This is a genomic window from Chondromyces crocatus, from assembly GCF_001189295.1.
In the GTDB taxonomy this organism is placed as follows: domain Bacteria; phylum Myxococcota_A; class Polyangia; order Polyangiales; family Polyangiaceae; genus Chondromyces; species Chondromyces crocatus.
The window spans coordinates 4,430,150-4,447,777 of record NZ_CP012159.1; the positions used below are offsets into that span (position 1 = coordinate 4,430,150).

10 protein-coding genes are annotated in these 17,628 nt (G+C 66.1%); 8 read left to right on the forward strand and 2 right to left on the reverse strand.

Features of this window, described 5'->3' with window-relative positions; all coding sequences use genetic code 11:
* Positions 1-98 precede the first annotated feature (98 nt).
* Positions 99-3,008 (forward strand): hybrid sensor histidine kinase/response regulator, encoded by a 2,910-nt coding sequence (locus CMC5_RS16385; RefSeq protein WP_050431319.1) that lies wholly within the window; start codon positions 99-101, stop codon positions 3,006-3,008.
* Here CMC5_RS16385 and CMC5_RS16390 read toward each other — a convergent pair.
* Both CMC5_RS16390 and CMC5_RS16395 read right to left on the reverse strand, forming a co-directional pair.
* The gene (locus tag CMC5_RS16390; protein ID WP_050431320.1) at positions 2,962-3,993 is read right to left on the reverse strand and encodes a response regulator; all 1,032 of its coding nucleotides are present in this window, start codon (positions 3,991-3,993) and stop codon (positions 2,962-2,964) included. The two genes, CMC5_RS16385 and CMC5_RS16390, sit on opposite strands and share 47 nt — an antisense overlap.
* Before the next feature lie 435 nt (positions 3,994-4,428).
* Entirely contained in the window at positions 4,429-5,337 is a 909-nt protein-coding gene (locus tag CMC5_RS16395) for a hypothetical protein (RefSeq protein ID WP_156338640.1), read from the reverse strand.
* A 1,152-nt stretch (positions 5,338-6,489) separates the two neighbouring features.
* Between CMC5_RS16395 and CMC5_RS44580 the strand changes: the two genes are divergently transcribed.
* The 7 genes from CMC5_RS44580 (at position 6,490) to CMC5_RS16425 (ending at position 17,498) form a co-directional block, all read left to right on the forward strand.
* Positions 6,490-6,672, forward strand: a complete 183-nt coding sequence (locus CMC5_RS44580) for a hypothetical protein (protein WP_156338641.1) — start codon at positions 6,490-6,492, stop codon at positions 6,670-6,672.
* 200 nt (positions 6,673-6,872) lie between these two features.
* Positions 6,873-12,599, forward strand: a complete 5,727-nt coding sequence (locus CMC5_RS16405; RefSeq protein WP_050431323.1) for an NHL domain-containing protein — start codon at positions 6,873-6,875, stop codon at positions 12,597-12,599.
* Between the two features lie 9 nt (positions 12,600-12,608).
* A complete protein-coding gene (locus CMC5_RS49185; protein WP_082363456.1) occupies positions 12,609-13,598 on the forward strand; it encodes a DUF1835 domain-containing protein in 990 nt (329 codons plus the stop codon).
* Between the two features lie 122 nt (positions 13,599-13,720).
* Positions 13,721-14,278: an RHS repeat domain-containing protein gene (locus CMC5_RS44585; RefSeq protein WP_169796559.1), complete on the forward strand. Its 558-nt coding sequence runs from the start codon at positions 13,721-13,723 to the stop codon at positions 14,276-14,278.
* 40 nt (positions 14,279-14,318) lie between these two features.
* Complete coding sequence (locus CMC5_RS16415) at positions 14,319-15,596, forward strand: RHS repeat domain-containing protein (protein ID WP_156338642.1); 1,278 nt, start codon at positions 14,319-14,321, stop codon at positions 15,594-15,596.
* Between the two features lie 25 nt (positions 15,597-15,621).
* Positions 15,622-16,428: a hypothetical protein gene (locus tag CMC5_RS44590; RefSeq protein WP_156338643.1), complete on the forward strand. Its 807-nt coding sequence runs from the start codon at positions 15,622-15,624 to the stop codon at positions 16,426-16,428.
* 47 nt (positions 16,429-16,475) lie between these two features.
* A complete protein-coding gene (locus CMC5_RS16425) occupies positions 16,476-17,498 on the forward strand; it encodes an RHS repeat domain-containing protein (RefSeq protein ID WP_082362538.1) in 1,023 nt (340 codons plus the stop codon).
* Positions 17,499-17,628: the final 130 nt, after the last annotated feature.

Here is a 17,628-nt window from a genome sequence, read left to right on the forward strand (position 1 = left end):
AAGCTCCGCAAGGCAGGTCCGGGTCGGGGAGCGCCCTCTCTGCGCATCGGAGCAGTCGCTGATCCTCGCACGATCTGCGCTAGGCTGTTTGCCCACCCATGTTCTCCCTCCCGGTCTTCCGCGGCCTCTCGGCGGCGCTTGCGCGGTTGCCCTTGCGAGCGGTCCTCGTCGTCCCGTTCGTTCTCCAGGTCGTCGTCGCGGTCGGGCTCACCGGGTACCTGGCACTCCGGAATGGTGAGCACGCGGTCGCCGATCTCGCCGGGCAGCTCCGGTCCGAGATCAGCGCGCGCATCCACGAGCGCATGGCCGCCCATGTCGCCGTCCCGCCGCTCGTCAACCAGCTCAATGCGGACGCCATTGCGCGAGGGCACCTCGATCTCTCGGATCGGCAGGGGCGCGAGATGCACTTCTATCACCTGCTCCGCGCCTTCGAACCGATCAGCCTCACCTTCTTCGGGACCGCGGAGGGCGACTTCTATGGCGCGCGCCGGAGGCCGGACGGCAGCATCCAGGTGGTGCTGGAGGACGCCTCGACCGGACGCGCCTCTCGCTATTACGAGGTCGATGCGCAGGGACGTCGCACCCGCGAAGCAGACGTCTTTCCCGATTTCGATCCGCGCAAGCGCCCCTGGTACGCCGCCGCGATCCAGGCGAATGGGCCCACGTGGAGCGGCGCCTACCGTCATTTCATCAGCAAGGGGATGGCCGTCACGGCCGTGCAGCCGGTCCGCAACGAGCAGGGCGAGCTGCTCGGCGTGCTCGGATCGGACTTCCTGTTCCTCCAGGTCAACGAGTTCCTCCGCAGCCTGTCCATCGGGCGCTCCGGGCAGACCTTCATCATGGAGCGCTCCGGTGAGCTGCTCGCCACGTCGACGAACGATCCCATCTTCGTCATCGAAGGAGAGCGCACGGAGCGCATCGCCGCGCCAGAGAGCGAGCAGCCCCTCGTGCGACTCACCAGCCGCCACCTGATCGAGCGCTTCGGCGATCTCTCGCGAATCGATGGAATCCAGCAGCTCGACTTCGAGATCGAGGGGGCGCGGCAGTTCGTGCAGGTGGAGCGCCTCCAGGACGGGCTGGGGATCGACTGGCTCATCGTGGTGGTCGTGCCCGAGGCCGACTTCATGGATCGGATCCACGCGAGCACCCGCAACACCGTGGCGCTGTGCGTGCTGGCACTCCTGTTCGCCATCGCGCTCGGGCTCATCACCACGCGCCGGATCGCGGCGCCGATCCTGCGCATCGGCGCGGCCGCCGGCGCCATCGAGCGGGGCAACCTGGCGCAGGAGGTGCCGCCCGCGACCATCCGCGAGCTGTCCGCGCTGGGGAGCGCGTTCAACGCCATGACCCGTCGGCTGCGGGCGTCCTTCGAGGCGCTGCAGTCGAGCCGTGTGCTGCTGGAGGACGCGAACGAGGCGCTGGCCGCGTCGAACCTGAAGCTCGAGACCACGAACCTGGAGCTGGAGCACCGGGTCGAGGAGCGCACGGTGGAACTCCTGCGGGCGAAGGAGGCCGCCGACGCCGCGAGTGCAGCCAAGAGCGAATTCCTGGCGAGCATGAGCCACGAACTCCGCACGCCGCTGAACGGCATCCTGGGCTACGCCCAGATCTTGCATCGGATGGCGCCAGAGGGATCGGTGGAGCGGGAGCGGGCACAGATCATCCAGCGCTCGGGAGAGCACCTGCTGCGGCTGATCAACGATGTGCTCGACCTGGCGAAGATCGAGGCGCGGAAGCTTTCGCTGTCCCCGCGCGACATGCACCTGCCGACGCTGCTGGAGAGCGTGACCGAGGTCTGCCGGGCGCGGGCCGAAGACAAGGGGCTCGTGTTCCAGGTCGAGCTGTCGGGGCCGCAGGGGATCGGGGTGCGCGTGGACGACAAGCGGCTGACGCAGGTGCTCTGGAACCTGCTGGGGAACGCGATCAAGTTCACGGAGCGGGGGCGCGTCACGCTGCGGGTGACGACGTCGGAAGGCGAGGCAGGCAGCGCGGTGCGCCCGGGGCCGCAAGGCGAGGTGGAGGCGGGCGAGGCGGCTCCGGGCATGCGGCGGATCGTGTTCCGGGTGGAGGACACCGGTCCGGGGATCCTGGCGGAGGATCTCGAACGGATCTTCCAGCCCTTCGAGCAGGCGGGGAGCGGACGCCGGCGCGCCGAGGGGACGGGTCTGGGGCTCTCGATCTGCAAGCAGATCGTCGAGCTGATGGGGGGCACCGTGCGGGTGGAGAGCACGCCCGGAGAGGGGAGCGTCTTCGAGGTGGCGCTCTCGCTGCCCGAGGTGACGATCGCGGCGGCCGAGGTGAGCTACCCCTGGGAAAGCATCATCGGTTACCGCGGCGCGCGGCGGCGGGTGCTGGTGATCGACGACATGCCCGACAACCGCGCGGTCATCGCCGACATGCTCGCCCCGCTCGGGTTCGACGTGGCGACCGCGGAGGGAGGCGCCGAGGGGCTGATGATGGCCGAGCAGCATGCGCCGGACGTCATCGTCGTCGACCTGGCGATGCCGGAGCTGGACGGCTACGAGGTGACGCGGCGTCTACGGCGCCTGCCGTCGCTCGCCGGCGTGCCCATCCTCGCCTCCTCCGCGAGCCTGTCGTCGGACATCGAGGAGAAAACGCGGGAGGCCGGGGCCGATGACTTCCTGCCGAAGCCCGTCCGCGCGGCGGAGCTGATCGGGGCCCTGGAGCGGCGCCTGGGGCTCGTGTGGGTCTTCCGGGACGGCTCCCCGCTGAGCCGGAGACCTCCTCCGCCAGGAGACGAGGTGGATGGGGCCGTGTCCGTGCGCGTCGCGCCATCCGCAGAGGACCTGGCGAGGTTGCTCGACCTGGCCAACCGCGGACGGATGCGAAAGCTGCTCGACGAGGCGGCGCGCTTCGAGCAACAGGACCCGGCCTACCGCCCGTTCGCCGCCCGCCTGCGCGAGCTGGTGCAGGGCTACCGGTTCAAGGAGATCGCCGCGCTCATCCAGCATCACGCCGGGCGGAGCGGCCCCGGTTCGTCGCGTTGAACGACGCGACCTGACGCGTGGCCATGGCGTGTGCGATGCCGTGCTGGAGGGTGCCGAAGGTGGCGACGCGGGTCATGTCGACGTCGAGTTCCACGAGCGCCTTGGCCACCTCGGGGCGGATGCCCGTGAGCAGGGCGCGGGCCCCGATGAGGCGAAGCGCATGGGCGCCGCGGAGGAGCTTGGCGGCGATGGCCCCGTCGACCCAGGGGACGCCGGTGATGTCGAGGATCACCGTCTCGGCGCCACGCGCCGTCACGCCGGCGAGCGTGTTCTCCAGGGCCTGATCGGCGCGTGCATCGTCGATCTCGCCGATGAGAGGCACGACCATGAGCCAGTCGGTGATGGGGATGAGCGGCGCGGCGAGATCGCGGAGCCGCTTGGTCTGGAGGGCAATGATCTGGTCGGTCAGCTCCGCGCGGGCCAGCTCGGCCTCTTCCCGATCGGCGAGCTGTCGTTCGAGCTGCTCCTTCGCCTCCCGCAGCGCCTCGGCGCTCTGCTCGAGCGAGAGCGTGAGCGTCATGCGTGTCGCCTCGGCGCGGGCCCGCTCCTCCATCTGGCGCGTCAGCTCGGCATTCTTCTCCCGGAGGGCGCGCGTGGCGTGGAGGAGGGCGAGATGATTCTGGACGCGGAGGGTCACCTCCTCTTCCTCGAAGGGCTTGACGAGATAATCGGCAGCGCCGAGCCGGAGCGCGCGGATCTTCTGTTCGCTGGAGGCGATGGCCGTCAGGAAGATGATCGGGATCTCGCGCGTGGCCTCGTTCTCCTTCAACCGGCGGCACGTCTCGAACCCGTCCACGCCCGGCATCAGGGCGTCGAGGAGGATGAGATCAGGGGGCTCGTAGCTGACCCGCTCCAGGGCCATGGCGCCGTCGCTGGCCGACGCGACCTCGTACCCCTGGAGCTCGAGGAGGTCGGAGAGCACCTCGAGGTTCACCGGATTGTCGTCGACGATGAGGATGAGCGAAGCGTTGCGGTCTGGAAGCATGAGCCTCGGCGTGGGCTTGCGGGACCCAGGAGAGCGCGCCCTCCAGAGGTCGTGTACGGGCCGCTACGATTGGACACTTCCAGACGGATGCGACCCAGTCAAGCTCCGTCGGCGACTTCCCCCGAGCGCTCACGTTCACGGTGCATGCGGTAGAGCAGGCGAGGCGAAGAACACGCAGGTTGCAGCGAGCGGGAGCGTCGTGTCGTCGTGAGCCGTGGCGGGAGATGGCGCGAGTGAACGCGAACGGCAGGGTCCAGTGAGGGCGCCTGGGCGAGCGCGTCGATCCTGCGTTGCCTCGACCGTCGAAGGACCGCTCGTGACGGCGAGGCCGTCCGCCCTGTGAGCCCGACGGCGTGCAGGCGAGCTTGATGGAGAGGAAGCGCTGGGCAGGCAAGAAACGAGGACGCGCTGTGCTGCTGCGCGCCCTCCTGGCGATCAGAGCGGCGCGCTCTGGGACAGCGGCGCCTTGGTCGACACGGGCGCCCGGCTCGACACCGGCCCGCTCACCCGATCAGCCGAGCCCTCCTCGGGGCCCCGTGCGGCCTCGGCGCTTTCGGTCGGGCCTTCGAGCGCGACCTGCCCGGCCGACATCGTTTGCGCGGCCTTTTCTCGCAGCGTCGCCCGGGCCCGCGCCTCGGTGCGCAGCTTCTTCAGCGGGACCGTCAGCGGCGACAGCAACATCTCCCCCTCGGCGACGCGCGCCTTGTCACGGCTCGACGCGCGGCTCTGCACGTAGCGCCGCAGCCGTCGCGCCACCTCGACGAACTCGCCCTGCGCATCCAGCGCGTGGTTCACGTGCTGCGACCGCGCCAGACGCGCCTTCGAGGCCGCGGCGAACGCCGCTTCGCTTTCCTCGATGGCGGCGGCCCATTGCGTGAGCCAGTCCGAAGGGAGCCTGATGGCCAGCACCGTCGGCGCGTGCTCTGCGCTGCCGAGCACCGACAGCGCCGTACGGCAGTAGCGGTTCTCGTCGGGCACATAGGCCCGGATGGGCTCCAGCCCATCGGGGAACGCTTGTGCCTGGAGTGCCTTCACGGCCCCCTGGAGATCGCCGGTTCGACGCAGCGCCTCCACTTCCAGGTAACTCTCGACGTGACGGAGCCAGGTGTCCACGTCGTCGTCGGCCTCGTCGAGCTGCACGAGCTGCGTGCGCCGCGCTGCATCCGCGACCTCACCCCCATCGACATGCCCATTCAATCTGGCGCTCACCGCAGTGAGCAGCGGAATGAATTCATCGAGCGCAGCTTCCGGCGGACCAGCCGCCGCGCGGTCCTGCAGCGCTCGAATGAGCTGCTGCGCAATGTCCCGCATCTCGGCACGATTTAATCTCGATAGCCCACTCATACGTTTGCTCCTCCCGAATCGGTTGGGTTGGTTCTCTGTCCCCGTCAGTGGGGTTCTTTCGGGAACGTGAACCCACGCTCTGGCTGAAACCAGGGAAATCTACATTCCTTGGAGTATTTTGGTGTGATGGGAACCTACGGTGCTGGCTGAGGTGGGTAATGGTGAGGGGTTCGTGTGGTGACGGTGGATTCAGAGGTCCTGGCGGGAGGGCGAGGCGCGGTCCAAGCGGATGGAGGGGACCTGTGCGCAGGGCGAGGCGCGGTCCAAGCGGATGGAGGGGACTTGTGCGCAGGGCGAGGCGCGGTCCAAGCGGATGGAGGGGACTTGTGCGCAGGGCGAGGCGCGGTCCAAGCGGATGGAGGGGACCTGTGCGCAGGGCGAGGCGCGGTCCAAGCGGATGGAGGGGACTTGTGCGCAGGGCGAGGCGCGGTCCAAGCGGATGGAGGGGATCTGTGCGCGGGGCGAGGCGCGGTCCAAGCGGATGGAGGGGATCTGTGCGCAGGGCGAGGCGCGGTCCAAGCGGATGGAGGGGACCTGTGCGCGGGGCGAGGCGCGGTTTAAGCGGATGGAGGGAACTTGTGCGCGGGGCGAGGCGCGCTCCACGCGGATTCCACCGCCGAGCATCTCGGCATCGCGTCCGGGTTCTTGGAAAGACCGACGACCACAGAGCGTAGGGACTTGGTTCGAGGGCTTCCGAGACAGGAACGATCCCGTGTGGGTCAACCAGGTCCCGGTTCGTGAGGAAGGTCGTGGTTCCCATGCCTTGGTCCTCTTCGCTCAACCAGCTCCGGTCCTGTGTGAGTCGACCAGCCGGGGGCGTGGATCATGGCCGTCCCAGGGATGCCTGTTTCTCTGGATCCTCGTCGATCCAGAGGTCCGCAGATGTTCGTGGTAATGACCCCAGGCTGAAGGGAATTCACAAGCTCCTCGTGACTGGTCAGTTCGGGCGTGAGGCACGGTACGTGCTGCCGGACTGGTGACGCCGCGTACTACCAGGCGTCGGCCAGGAGGGGTTTCCTTCGATGCGATCGAGGTCGTGTTGCCGCCCCTTGGGGACGGCGCTGGCGCTGCTTTGCGCCTGCAATCTGTCGAATCCTCTCCAGGATGCCCCTCAGGGAGCGGGAGGGCATGGCGCACATGTAGAAACGGGTGGTGTCCCTGCGACGAGCAGCACGGCTGGGGCGTCTTCCGGTGGTGGTGATGGTGGTCGTGGCCATGAGCAGGCCGGGCCCGGCGGTGATGGTGGCGGCGCCCAGGGGGGCGGGCCCGGTGGCCATGGCAGCGGTGGACTCGGTGGGCATGGTAGCGGCGGGCCCGGTGGTCAGGGCGGCGTAGGAGGTCAAGGCGGTGCATCCGTGGTCACCGTCTGCCTTCCTCAGGGCGCCAACGGTCCTCCCGCCCCCTCAGGGACGCCCTGCATCGACGCGGATCCTTGCAATGGTGACGAGGTGTGTGACGGGGCTGGCCATTGCGTTGCCAGCGCACCTCCCGCGATTGACGATGGGAATCCCTGTACGTTCGACGCTTGCGATTTCATGAATGGCGTCACGCACACGGCTTGCACACCCCTGGATCGCACCGTCGCCACCTTACCCGCGGACGGGCTGGCGTTTCTCCTCGAAGGCGCTGAGCCCATCCAGGCTGGCGCGGACCCGGGGATCCTTTCTCCGCGACGCGCTGCTGGGCTTCGTGGGACGGTGCACACCGTCGACGGCGACCCGCTGCCTGACGTCACCATTGCGCTCCTCGATCACCCCGAGCACGGGACGACGCGCACGTTCGCGGATGGTGGGTTCACGATGGTGGCTCGAGGGGGCGGCTCACTCGTGGTCACCTATGAGGCCGACGGGTTCTTACCAGCAGCGCGTCGGATCGATGTTCCGTGGCAAGGCTACGCTCAGGCCCCGGACGTCGTGCTCGTCCCGCTCGATCCGCAGGTCACGCCGATCGACCTCGATACCGCCCCTCCGTACGTCGAAGCCCGCGGTAGCGTCGTCACCGATGCAGACGGATCGCGCCAGGCGACGGTGCTCTTTCCGCCGGGTACGACAGCCAATCTCTTGTTCCCGGATGGCACGCTCCAGCCGATCAGCACGCTGAGCTTGCGCGCCACGGAGTACACGGTCGGCGCTCGGGGCCCAGCGGCGATGCCCGGTGAGCTGCCGCCGACGAGCGGCTACACGTACGCCGTCGAGCTGAGCGCGGACGAGGCGCTCGCAGCCGGTGCGGTGAGCATCGAGTTCAACCAACCGATCCCGTTCTACGTCGACAATTTCCTCGGGTTTCCTGCCGGCACGGTGGTGCCCATGGGCTACTACGACCGCGCCCGGGCGGCGTGGATCCCGTCGGAGAATGGGCGTGTCGTCGAGATCGTCGAGGTCTCGGGCAGTCTCGCCGTGCTCGACACGAACGGCGATGGCGAGCCGGACGACAGCGCGACGCTCGATGCGCTGGGGATCACGCCAGAGGAGCAAGCGAAGCTCGCGCAGCTCTATGCGTCCGGCCATTCGCTCTGGCGGGTGCCGATCCAGCATTTCACGCCGTGGGATGCGAACTGGCCCTATGGGTTTCCGGCCGATGCGTGCGTGCCGTTGAGCCTGACCTGCTCGATGGAGGGGGGCGAGGGCGACGGCGGAGAGGATGAGAGCCGTGATCCCGACCGGAGTGAGCCCGAGCCGGGCGCTTGCGAGGAGCAAGGGTCGATCATCGACTGCGAGAACCAGGTGCTCGGGGAGGCGCTGCCCATCGCAGGGACCCCGTTCTCGTTGCACTACCGGAGTGATCGCGCTGCGGGTCACGGTGCGCGGAGTACGCTGACGATTCCTCTCGCGCGGGGAGGTGTTCCGGCTTCGGTGAAGCGTATCGAGCTGCACATCGAGATCGCGGGGCGGCACATGGAGCAGTCATTCGCTTGCCCTTGCGCGCCGAGCAGCGAGACGACCTTTTCATGGGACGGCAAGGATGCTTTCGGGCGGGAGACGCAGGGTGAGCAGCCGATCACGGTGCGGATCGGATACGTCTACGAGGGCGTGTACCAGGCGCCGCGGGATTCAGCGCCAGCCTTCGGGGCGTTCGCGAGCGAGGACATCGCCTACAGCCGCACGCGCAGCGATGTCACCGCGTGGAAGCGGTGGCGAGGTCGACTCGGGGGGCTCACGGCGTCGGCGCTGGGGCTCGGGGGATGGACGGTGGATGTGCACCACGTCTACAGCCCGAGCGCGGAGGTGCTCTACCTGGGGGATGGGCGGCGTCGCACGGGGGCCGCGCTGGGGACCGAGCTGCGGACGGTGGCGGGCAAGGGGGGAACCACGGGGGCGCTCGGGGATGGAGGGCTCGCCATCCAGGCGCCGCTGGACACGGTCTCCGGGGTGGCGGTGGGGCCGGATGGGAGCGTGTACCTGAGCTCCACGGGGCAGGCGCGCGTCCGACGGGTGGATCCGGAGGGGTTGATCTGGCCGGTCGCGGGCACGGGGGTGAGCGGCGGTGGGGGAGACGGGGGGCCGGCCTTGCTGGCGCAGGTCCAGGCGCCGAGAGGGATCGCGCTGGGCGCGGACGGGAGCCTCTGCATCGCGGAGCAAGGTGGCCATCGGGTGCGCAAGATCGCGGTGGATGGGACCATCACCACGGTCGCTGGAAACGGGACGGCGGGCTTCTCGGGGGATGGGGGGCCGGCGACGCAAGCGCAGCTCCGGAATCCGTTCAGCGTTGCGGTGACCGAGGACGGGACGCTGTTCATCGCCGACACGCAGAACCACCGGATCCGACGGGTGGGGCTGGATGGGACGATCACGACGGTCGCGGGGAGCGGCACGGCGGGGTTTTCGGGCGATGGAGGGCTGGCGACGGAGGCACGCCTCGGGAGCCCGCGCGGGGTCGTTGTCGCGCGCGATGGGGGGTTGTTCGTGGTCGACCATGACAACCACCGGATCCGGCAGGTCGACAGGCGGGGGAGGATCTCGACGTTTGCGGGGACAGGCGTCGCGGGCAACACGGGGGATGGAGGGCCAGCGCGTGCGGCTCGGTTGCGGCATCCGACGGCTCTGGTGCTGGACGGGGAAGGGACGCTCTATGTGGCGGATAGCACGGGCTACCTGATCCGGAGGATCACGCCGGATGGGGTGATCCATGCGGTCGCGGGGACGGGGAACTGCTGTGATGTACCGCTGCCTGAAGGGGAGCGCGCCCTGAACGCGCGCGTCGGGACCATCGCTCAGCTCGCGCTGGGGCCCGATGGGGGTCTGTACACGGCCGAGATGGTGCTGAACCGGGTGCGGCGCATCGCGCGGTCGCCATTGCCCGGGGTGGGGCTCAGCGAGATGGCGATCCCGACGGAGGATGCGCGGAAGGCGTACGTGTTCAGCGGGACGGGGCGGCACCTGCGCACGATCGATGTGCGGACGGGGGCGACGCTGCTGGGGTTTCATTACGATCAGGCCGGGCTGCTCACGGGGATCCAGGATGGGGATGGGGCGCTGCTGACAATCTCGCGGGGGGTTGGCGGGATGGCCACGGCACTCACGGGAGCATTCGGGCAGACGACGACGTTGAGTGTCGATGGGGCGGGGTTGCTGGCCGCGGTGAGTAACCCGGTCGGGGAGAGCACTGGCCTGAACTACGATGGCCGCGGGCTGCTCACGCGAAGGACTGATGCGCTCGGACGAGAGCACAGCTTCGCGTACGATGGGCTCGGGCGGCTCACCCAGGACAGCGATCCTGCCGGCGGGAGCAAGACGCTGACGCGCAGTGGGATCGGGGGCGGGCGAGCCGTGAGCGTGACGACGGCGATGGGTCGGAGCACGACGTATGCGGTCCAGCGTCCAGGGGCGGCGGACGTGCAGCGCAGCGTCACCAGCAGCGCCGGGCTGACGGGGACGAGTGGTCCTGGTGCTGCTGGTCAGACGACGATGGAGCTGCCGGATGGGCGGATGATGCGCTGGTCACTGGCGGCGGATCCGGTGTTCGGGATGCTCGCGCCTTACAGGAAACAAGAGAGCGTCACCACGCCGGGGGGGAGGACGCTGACGGTGACGCGCTCGCGCAGTGCCGTGCTGTCGAACCCTGCCGATCCGTCGAGTTTCGTCTCGCTCCAGGACATCACGAACATCAACGGAAAGTCATTCGTCGACGTAACTACGCGAGGCACACGTACGACGACACGCACGACACCGGCAGGCCGGAGCTTCGTCACGACGACGGATCTGCAAGGCCGAATCGAGCAGATCGTGGTAGCAGGAATGCATCCCGTGCAGCTCACCTATGGGCCCCACGGGCGCCTCGACGCCATGACGCAGGGGATGCGCACGATCTCGCATGCCTACGGTCCGCACGGGTTCCGGGTCAGCACGACCGATCCGCTCGGGCAGGTGGAGGGGTTCGTCGTCGATCCGGTGGGGCGGGTGCAGGAGGCACTGCGGCCGGATGGGGAGGTGGTGGTCTACGATCATGATCTCGTCGGGAATCGGGTGTCGGTGACGCCGCCGGGCCGACCTGCGCACAGCTTCGGGTACACGGCGGTCGATCTGCGGGCGTCGTACACCCCGCCGCCGCCGGCCGCTGGGCCGACGACTCCGACGCAATGGGGCTACAACCTCGACGGTCAGCTCGCCACGACGGTGCTGCCGGGCGGCGCGACGCTGACCCAGGCGCGGGATGCGGCGGGGCGCCTTGCGGAGCTGGCGTTTACCGGGGGGACCGTGGCGCGTACGTACCACCCGACCACAGGCAAGCTCGCGACGATCACGGGTCCCGCTGGCGTTGATGTGAGCTTCACCCACGACGGGGAGCTGCTCACCGATGTCACGTGGACCGGGGAGATCAGTGGCACCGTTCATCGGGTCTACGACAACGATCTCCAGCTTGCGCAGGAGCTGGTGAACGGTGGGCACGCGGTGGTGTTGGGGCGGGATCCCGATGGGCTGCTCACCAGCGCCGGACCGCTCACCCTCAAGCGTGATCCCCAGAATGGTTTGCTCACCGGCATCACCGTCGGGCACGTGGTCGAGACGCTGAGCCATGATGCTTACGGGGAGATCATCGAGCGGAACGTGATGGTCGATGGCGCTACCCTGATGACGGTCGGTTACACCCGCGACCTGCTTGGCCGCATCGTCGAGAAGACCGAGACGCTGAGCGGTATCACCCACGTCACCGGCTACGACTATGACCCTGCAGGTCGTCTGCGCGACGTCTACCTCGACAGCAGCCTCGCGCTTCACATCGACCACGACGAGAACGGGAATCACCTCGCTCGTGTCGCACCCGATGCCGTGGTCGAGGGGCACTTCGATGCGCAGGATCGTTTGCTCTCTCAGGGGGACCTGGCCTTCACCTACGACGACGCGGGAAAGCTGCAGAGCCGAACCGACACCGCGACCGGCGATACCACGAGCTACAGCTACGACGAGCGTGGCAACCTGCGCCAGGTGATGCTGCCGAGCGGCACGGTGATCGACTACGTGGTGGATGGCCTCGGACGCCGCGTCGGGAAGAAGGTCGACGGTGCATTGGTCAAGGGATGGCTCCACCGCGACCAGCTTCAACCCGTCGCCGAACTCGGTCCGAGCGGCGCGGTCATCGCTCGCTTCCTCTACGGCGACAGGATCAACGTCCCGGAAGTGATGCTCAAGGAAGGTGCTGTCTATCGACTCGTTACCGATCATGTCGGCAGCGTGCTCCTCGTGGTCGACGTCGCGACGGGCGCCATTGCACAGCGCATCGATTACGACGCCTTCGGCCGCGTGCTGCTCGACACCAGTCCAGGATTTCAGCCCTTCGGCTTCGCGGGCGGAATGTACGATCCCGACACGAACCTCGTTCGGTTCGGTGCGCGCGACTACGACCCAGAGAGGGGCCGGTGGACGGCAAAGGATCCGCTCCTCTTCGAGGGCGGCGATTCCAATCTCTATGCCTACGCGCTGGGGGATCCGGTGAACCGTGTCGATCCTCATGGTCTTCGAACACTCTCGGACTATTTCTGCGTTGCAGGGGGGATTCTGCTCAGTGGAGGGATCTTTGGCGAGCCGCTCCAGGACATCCTGTCGTTGTGCATGCCGGGTCCCGCTGATGAGGAGGTGGATGGAGGGCTCTGCGAAGAGACTGCCGTATCCGATTCGTCATGCGACGAGCGCTATCAAGCATGCATAGGCAATGCTCCACGGAGCTGTATGCAGTACGAAGCTGGCAAGACGAAATGTCAGCGCTGCTGGGAACGTTGCAATGCAGGAGATTCACCCTCCCGCTCCTGCAAGAAGTGCCTCTTCTAGAGAACGAGCATGTCACTTCATATCGCCACCAGCGACCTGTCCCGACAACTGAGTCGGCTCATCGGTCAAACCGATCGTGTTCTCTCATTCAGCGACAATCTCCTGATAGGGCCGTGCCCTCGAAGCCTGGAGGATTTTGTACGCGCTCGTGTCGATTATTGGCGGGGTGTTCCGGCATCCGGAAGGACTTGGCGTGCCAGGTACATGCGGCTGCTTGATGCTGTGCAATCCCACTCGGAGATCATCATCTGGTCGACCGGCTCACTTCATCATGAGGTGCTTTGCTGGATGATCTGCTCACTGGCGAATGATCTGGACGACAAATGCGTACGCCTGATGGTGTGTGTGAGAGATGGGGGTGCCACGGAAGATGTGTTCCAGTGCGGGGAATGTCCGCTCGGACCAGGCAAAGTCCGAGCAATGCTCGCCGATGGTGGACAGCTTCTCAGCAGGACACAGCGGCGTGTCGCTGCACGAAACTGGCGCCGGTTCACGGCTCCCGATCCAGCAAGATTCAACAGAGCGTGTCGAAGCAGTGGGCCCAGGCTACAGCGAATCGGACAATACCATGTGCAATTTTTCCCCAGGAAGGTCAATGAGCGCCTACGGCTATCCTGCTTCGATGAGAGTCTATTTGCTGCCATTGGTAGCGAATGGAAACGGCCTGCAGAAATTGTCATGGCGGCTTCGAATGAAGGTCGCGTGTTGCGGCGTTTTCTCTATTGCACCGGTGACGCATTCATCGCTCGACGTATGTACGAATGGCACAATCACACAAGTCACAAGCCAGCGATCGAGATTCAGATCGACTCACCGCAAGACCTCTTTCACGGTGTACGCTACCGAATGAGCCGCTATGGTCGCAGTCTCCTGAAACAGGGGCTTCACGAGGTCTCTCGTGGCCCCGTATGCTTCATAGGGGGTGGTGCGGCGTACGATTCCAAGCGAGGCAGCGTAGCCGTCATGGAGGACGGGGCGTGGAGGCTCGTCGACCTGTGAGAGCAAACCCGGCTCAGGGCTTGGTCGGAGCCTGCACACGACCATCACCACGGTCGCGGGGAGCGGGACAGCGGGTTTCTCGGGAGACGGGGGAGGGGTTCGTCGTCGAGCCGGTGCGGCGCGTGCAGGCGGCACGGCGGCCGGATGGGCAGGCGGTGGTCTACGACCGCGAGCTCGTCGGGAGCCTGGTCTCGGTGGCGCCGCCGGGCCGACCTGCGCACAGCTTCGGGTACACGGCGCTCGATCTGCGAGCGTCGTACACCCCACCGCCTGCGGTCGCTGGGCCGACGTCACCAACGCAATGGAGCTACGACCTCGACGGTCAGCTCGCCACGACGACGCGGCCTGGTGGCGCGACGCTGACCCATGGGCGTGATGCGGCGGGGCGTCTGTCCGAACTGGCGTTTGCCGGGGGGACCGTGGCGCGTACGTACCACCCGACGACGGGCAAGCTCACGTCCATCGCAGGGCCTGCTGGCGTTGATGTGAGCTTCAGCCATGACGGCGAGCTGCTCACCGACGTCACGTGGACAGGCGTCATCAGCGGCACCATCCATCGGGTTTACGACAACGATCTAAAGCTTGCGCAGGAACAGGTGAACGGTGGGCACACCGTGGTGTTTGGGCGGGATCCCGACGGGCTGCTCACGAGTGCCGGGACCGCTCACCCTCACGCGTGATCCCCAGAACGGTTGGCTCACTGGCATCAGCGTCGGGCACGTGGTCGAGACGCTGATCCATGATGCTTATGGGGAGGTCATCGAGCGGAACGTCGTTGTCGATGGCTCTGCCTTGATGACGGTCGCCTACAGCCGCGATCTGCTCGGGCGTATCGTCGAGAAGACCGAGACCCTCAACGGTATCACCCATGTCACCGGCTACGATTACGATCTCGCGGGGCATCTGCGCGACGTTTACCTCGACAGCGACCTGGCGCTTCACATCGACCACGATGAAAACGGCAATCCGCTCGCCCGCGTCACGCCCGACAGCGTGGTCGAAGGACACTTCGATGCGCAGGATCGTCTGCTCTTTCAGGAGGATCTCGCTTTCGCCTATGACGATGCGGGCACCCTTCAGAGTCGAACCGACACCGCGACCGGCGACACCACGAACTACGGCTACGATGACCTCGGCAACCTGCGCCAGGTAACGCTGCCTGGCGGAACGGTGATCGACTACGTGGTCGATGGTCTCGGACGGCGTGTCGGGAAGAAGGTCGACGGCGCGCTGGTGAAGGGCTGGCTCTATCGCGACAGACTTCAGCCGGCTGCCGAACTCGGTGCGACTGGCGCGATCGTCGCACGTTTTATCTATGGGGACAAGATCAATGTCCCGGAAATCATGCTCAGGGAAGGTGTGGCATATCGGCTTGTTAGCGATCACGTCGGCAGTGTGCGCCTTGTCGTCAATGCTGCCACGGGAGCGATTGCCCAGCGTATTGATTACGATGCGTTCGGCCGCGTTCTGCTCGACACGAATCCAGGGTTTCAGCCGTTCGGGTTTGCCGGTGGCTTGTACGATCCGGATGCTCAGCTCGTACGGTTTGGTGCACGAGATTATGACGCCGAGGCGGCTCGGTGGACATCCAAGGATCCGCTGCTGTTCGACGGAGGCGACATGAACCTGTATTCATACAGCGCTGGGGATCCAGTGAATCGTGTGGATCCCATGGGAAAAGCCGTCGTAATACTCCCATTGTTCCCGTTGATTTCTGGGGAGATGGTTGTGGCCGCTACCGCTGCCACGGTTGGCGTGTGGGCTATATGGGAGGGCATATGTGCGATGATGAAGCCCACGGTGGCCATCGACGAGGCAAACCCGGATTCTGACGATTATCAGGAAGCCTGTCTTGGGAAACTATGGTTGTGTCAGGGGCAGGCAGACCAGCCGGTGTGGAATCAGGCTGACTTCGGAAAAAAGAAAGACTGCGCCGCTTGCTACCGCCACTGCATGAACGAGAAGGGTATCTGGCCTTATGACAAATGTCCTGAATGAACCTTGAATCCCAAGGGTAGGTGTCATGAGCCGTCGGTCCTGCGGTAGCTGTGGTCGCCACATTGAAGCGTCGTCGTCTGACGACGCTACACCTCAGGGGTTCTGTTCAAAGAGGTGCTTCGATCTGGCGCAGGTTCGAGAGGCGTTCGACAGCAAGCTCATCGAGATCGTGATGTTGAGCCGACCAGGCGGCGATGGTGAGCGCGCACTCGAGATACTGGATGGGTTGCGCAATGCATGGCTTGATAGCGATCACGATGGATGGCTCGATAGAACTATCCGATCTCATCGTGCCATCGTCTATCAGAATGCTGGTAGGCACCAAGATGCGCTAGACGAGTTGCGTATTGTCGAATCGAGTTTGCCCCCCTTGTCGGATGAACTTGTTTTGACCAAGGCATCCATCGTGAGGGGGCTGGAGGGCGCTGGTCGATACGATGAGGCGCTGGAGGAGTTGACGTCTCTCATCGCGGCTTGGGAGCAGCTACCTATTTTGCGCATTATGGGCATCTTGGGTATGTATGTGGATATCACTGCTGCCGCGGGGAAGGTCGTGGACGTGATCTGTTCTGAGGTACTTTTGCAATGGTCTGCGCGAACTGGTATCCACCTGTCGTCGGAGTTGGTCGAAACGGATCTTCCCGCTGCCATCCGCGATGCTACCGATCGACAGCAGAAAGGTGAAAAGCGATTTTCGCAACTTTGTCGGTTCCTGGAGAGTCAGACGGAAGAAGAACGAACCGACACGATACGTCAGTACATTGCCTCGGAGCCGATAATTTATTTGCAACAGCGCGCGAGCCGTTTGCTTGCCTTGGACGATGAAGAGTGATGCGAGGTTAATCATTCAGAACCAGGCCGGAATGGGGCTCTGCTTACATGTTGTCGCAATACTGTCGGCGCAGCACCACCGCAAATGTTGGTTCTTTCGGGCAGACGACCACGCTGAGTGGCGATGCTGCGGGGTTGCTGGCCGCGGTGCGTAACCCGGCCAGCGAGAGCACCACCCTCGGCTACGACGCCCGCGGGCTGCTGACACGACGCACCGATGCGCTCGGTCGTGAGCACTCCTTCGCATACGACAACCTGGGGCGGCTCACCCAGGACAGTGATCCTGCCGGCGGGAGCAAGTCGCTGACGCGCAGTGGGGTCGGGGGCGGGCGGGCCGTCAGCGTGACGACAGCGATGGGTCGGAGCACCACGTATGCGGTCCAGCGCCCGGGGGCGGCTGATGTGCAACGCAGCGTGACCAACAGCGCCGGGCTGATGGGGACGAATGGTCCTGGTGCCGCAGGACAGACGGCGATGCAGCTTCCGGATGGGCGCACGGTGCGCTGGTCGCTGGCGCCGGATCCGGTGTTCGGGATGCTCGCGCCTTACCGGAAGCAAGAGAGCGTCACCACGCCAGGGGGCCGGACGCTCACGGTGACGCGCTCGCGTAGTGCCACGCTGTCGAACCCTGCCGATCCGTCGAGCTTCGTCTCGCTTCAAGACATCACGAACATCAATGGAAAGTCATTCGTCGACGTATATGCGCGAGGCACACGGACGACGACACGCACGACACCGGCAGGCCGGAGCTTCGTCACGACGACGGATCTGCAAGGCCGAGTCGAGCAGGTCGTGGTAGCAGGAATGCATCCCGTGCAGCTCACCTATGGGCTCCACGGACGCCTCGACGCCATGACGCAGGGGATGCGCACGATCTCGCATGCCTACGGTCCGCACGGGTTCCGGGTCAGCACGACCGATCCACTCGGGCAGGTGGAGGGGTTCGTCGTCGATCCGGTGGGGCGCGTGCAGGAGGCACAGCGGCCGGATGGTGACGTGGTGCTCTACGAGCATGACCTCGTCGGGAACCTGGTCTCGGTCACGCCGCCGGGCCGACCTGCGCACAGATGATCTCCTACGGTGCAGTGAGACCGTCGGTCGTAGATCCTCGGAAGAGGTCGACCAGGCCCGCTCGCATGGATGAGCAAGACGGGGTCGTCCCTCGTCGGGGTGCGTAAAATCCCTGCGATGGTCAGGGATC

Bases quoted from the DNA above. Each gene is read 5' to 3' on its own strand.
- CMC5_RS16385 (WP_050431319.1), top strand. From the start codon at position 99: ATGTTCTCCCTCCCGGTCTTCCGCGGCCTCTCGGCGGCGCTTGCGCGG.
- CMC5_RS16390 (WP_050431320.1), bottom strand. From the start codon at position 3,993: ATGCTTCCAGACCGCAACGCTTCGCTCATCCTCATCGTCGACGACAAT.
- CMC5_RS16395 (WP_156338640.1), bottom strand. From the start codon at position 5,337: ATGAGTGGGCTATCGAGATTAAATCGTGCCGAGATGCGGGACATTGCG.
- CMC5_RS16405 (WP_050431323.1), top strand. From the start codon at position 6,873: ATGAATGGCGTCACGCACACGGCTTGCACACCCCTGGATCGCACCGTC.
- CMC5_RS49185 (WP_082363456.1), top strand. From the start codon at position 12,609: ATGTCACTTCATATCGCCACCAGCGACCTGTCCCGACAACTGAGTCGG.
- CMC5_RS44590 (WP_156338643.1), top strand. From the start codon at position 15,622: ATGAGCCGTCGGTCCTGCGGTAGCTGTGGTCGCCACATTGAAGCGTCG.
- CMC5_RS16425 (WP_082362538.1), top strand. From the start codon at position 16,476: ATGTTGTCGCAATACTGTCGGCGCAGCACCACCGCAAATGTTGGTTCT.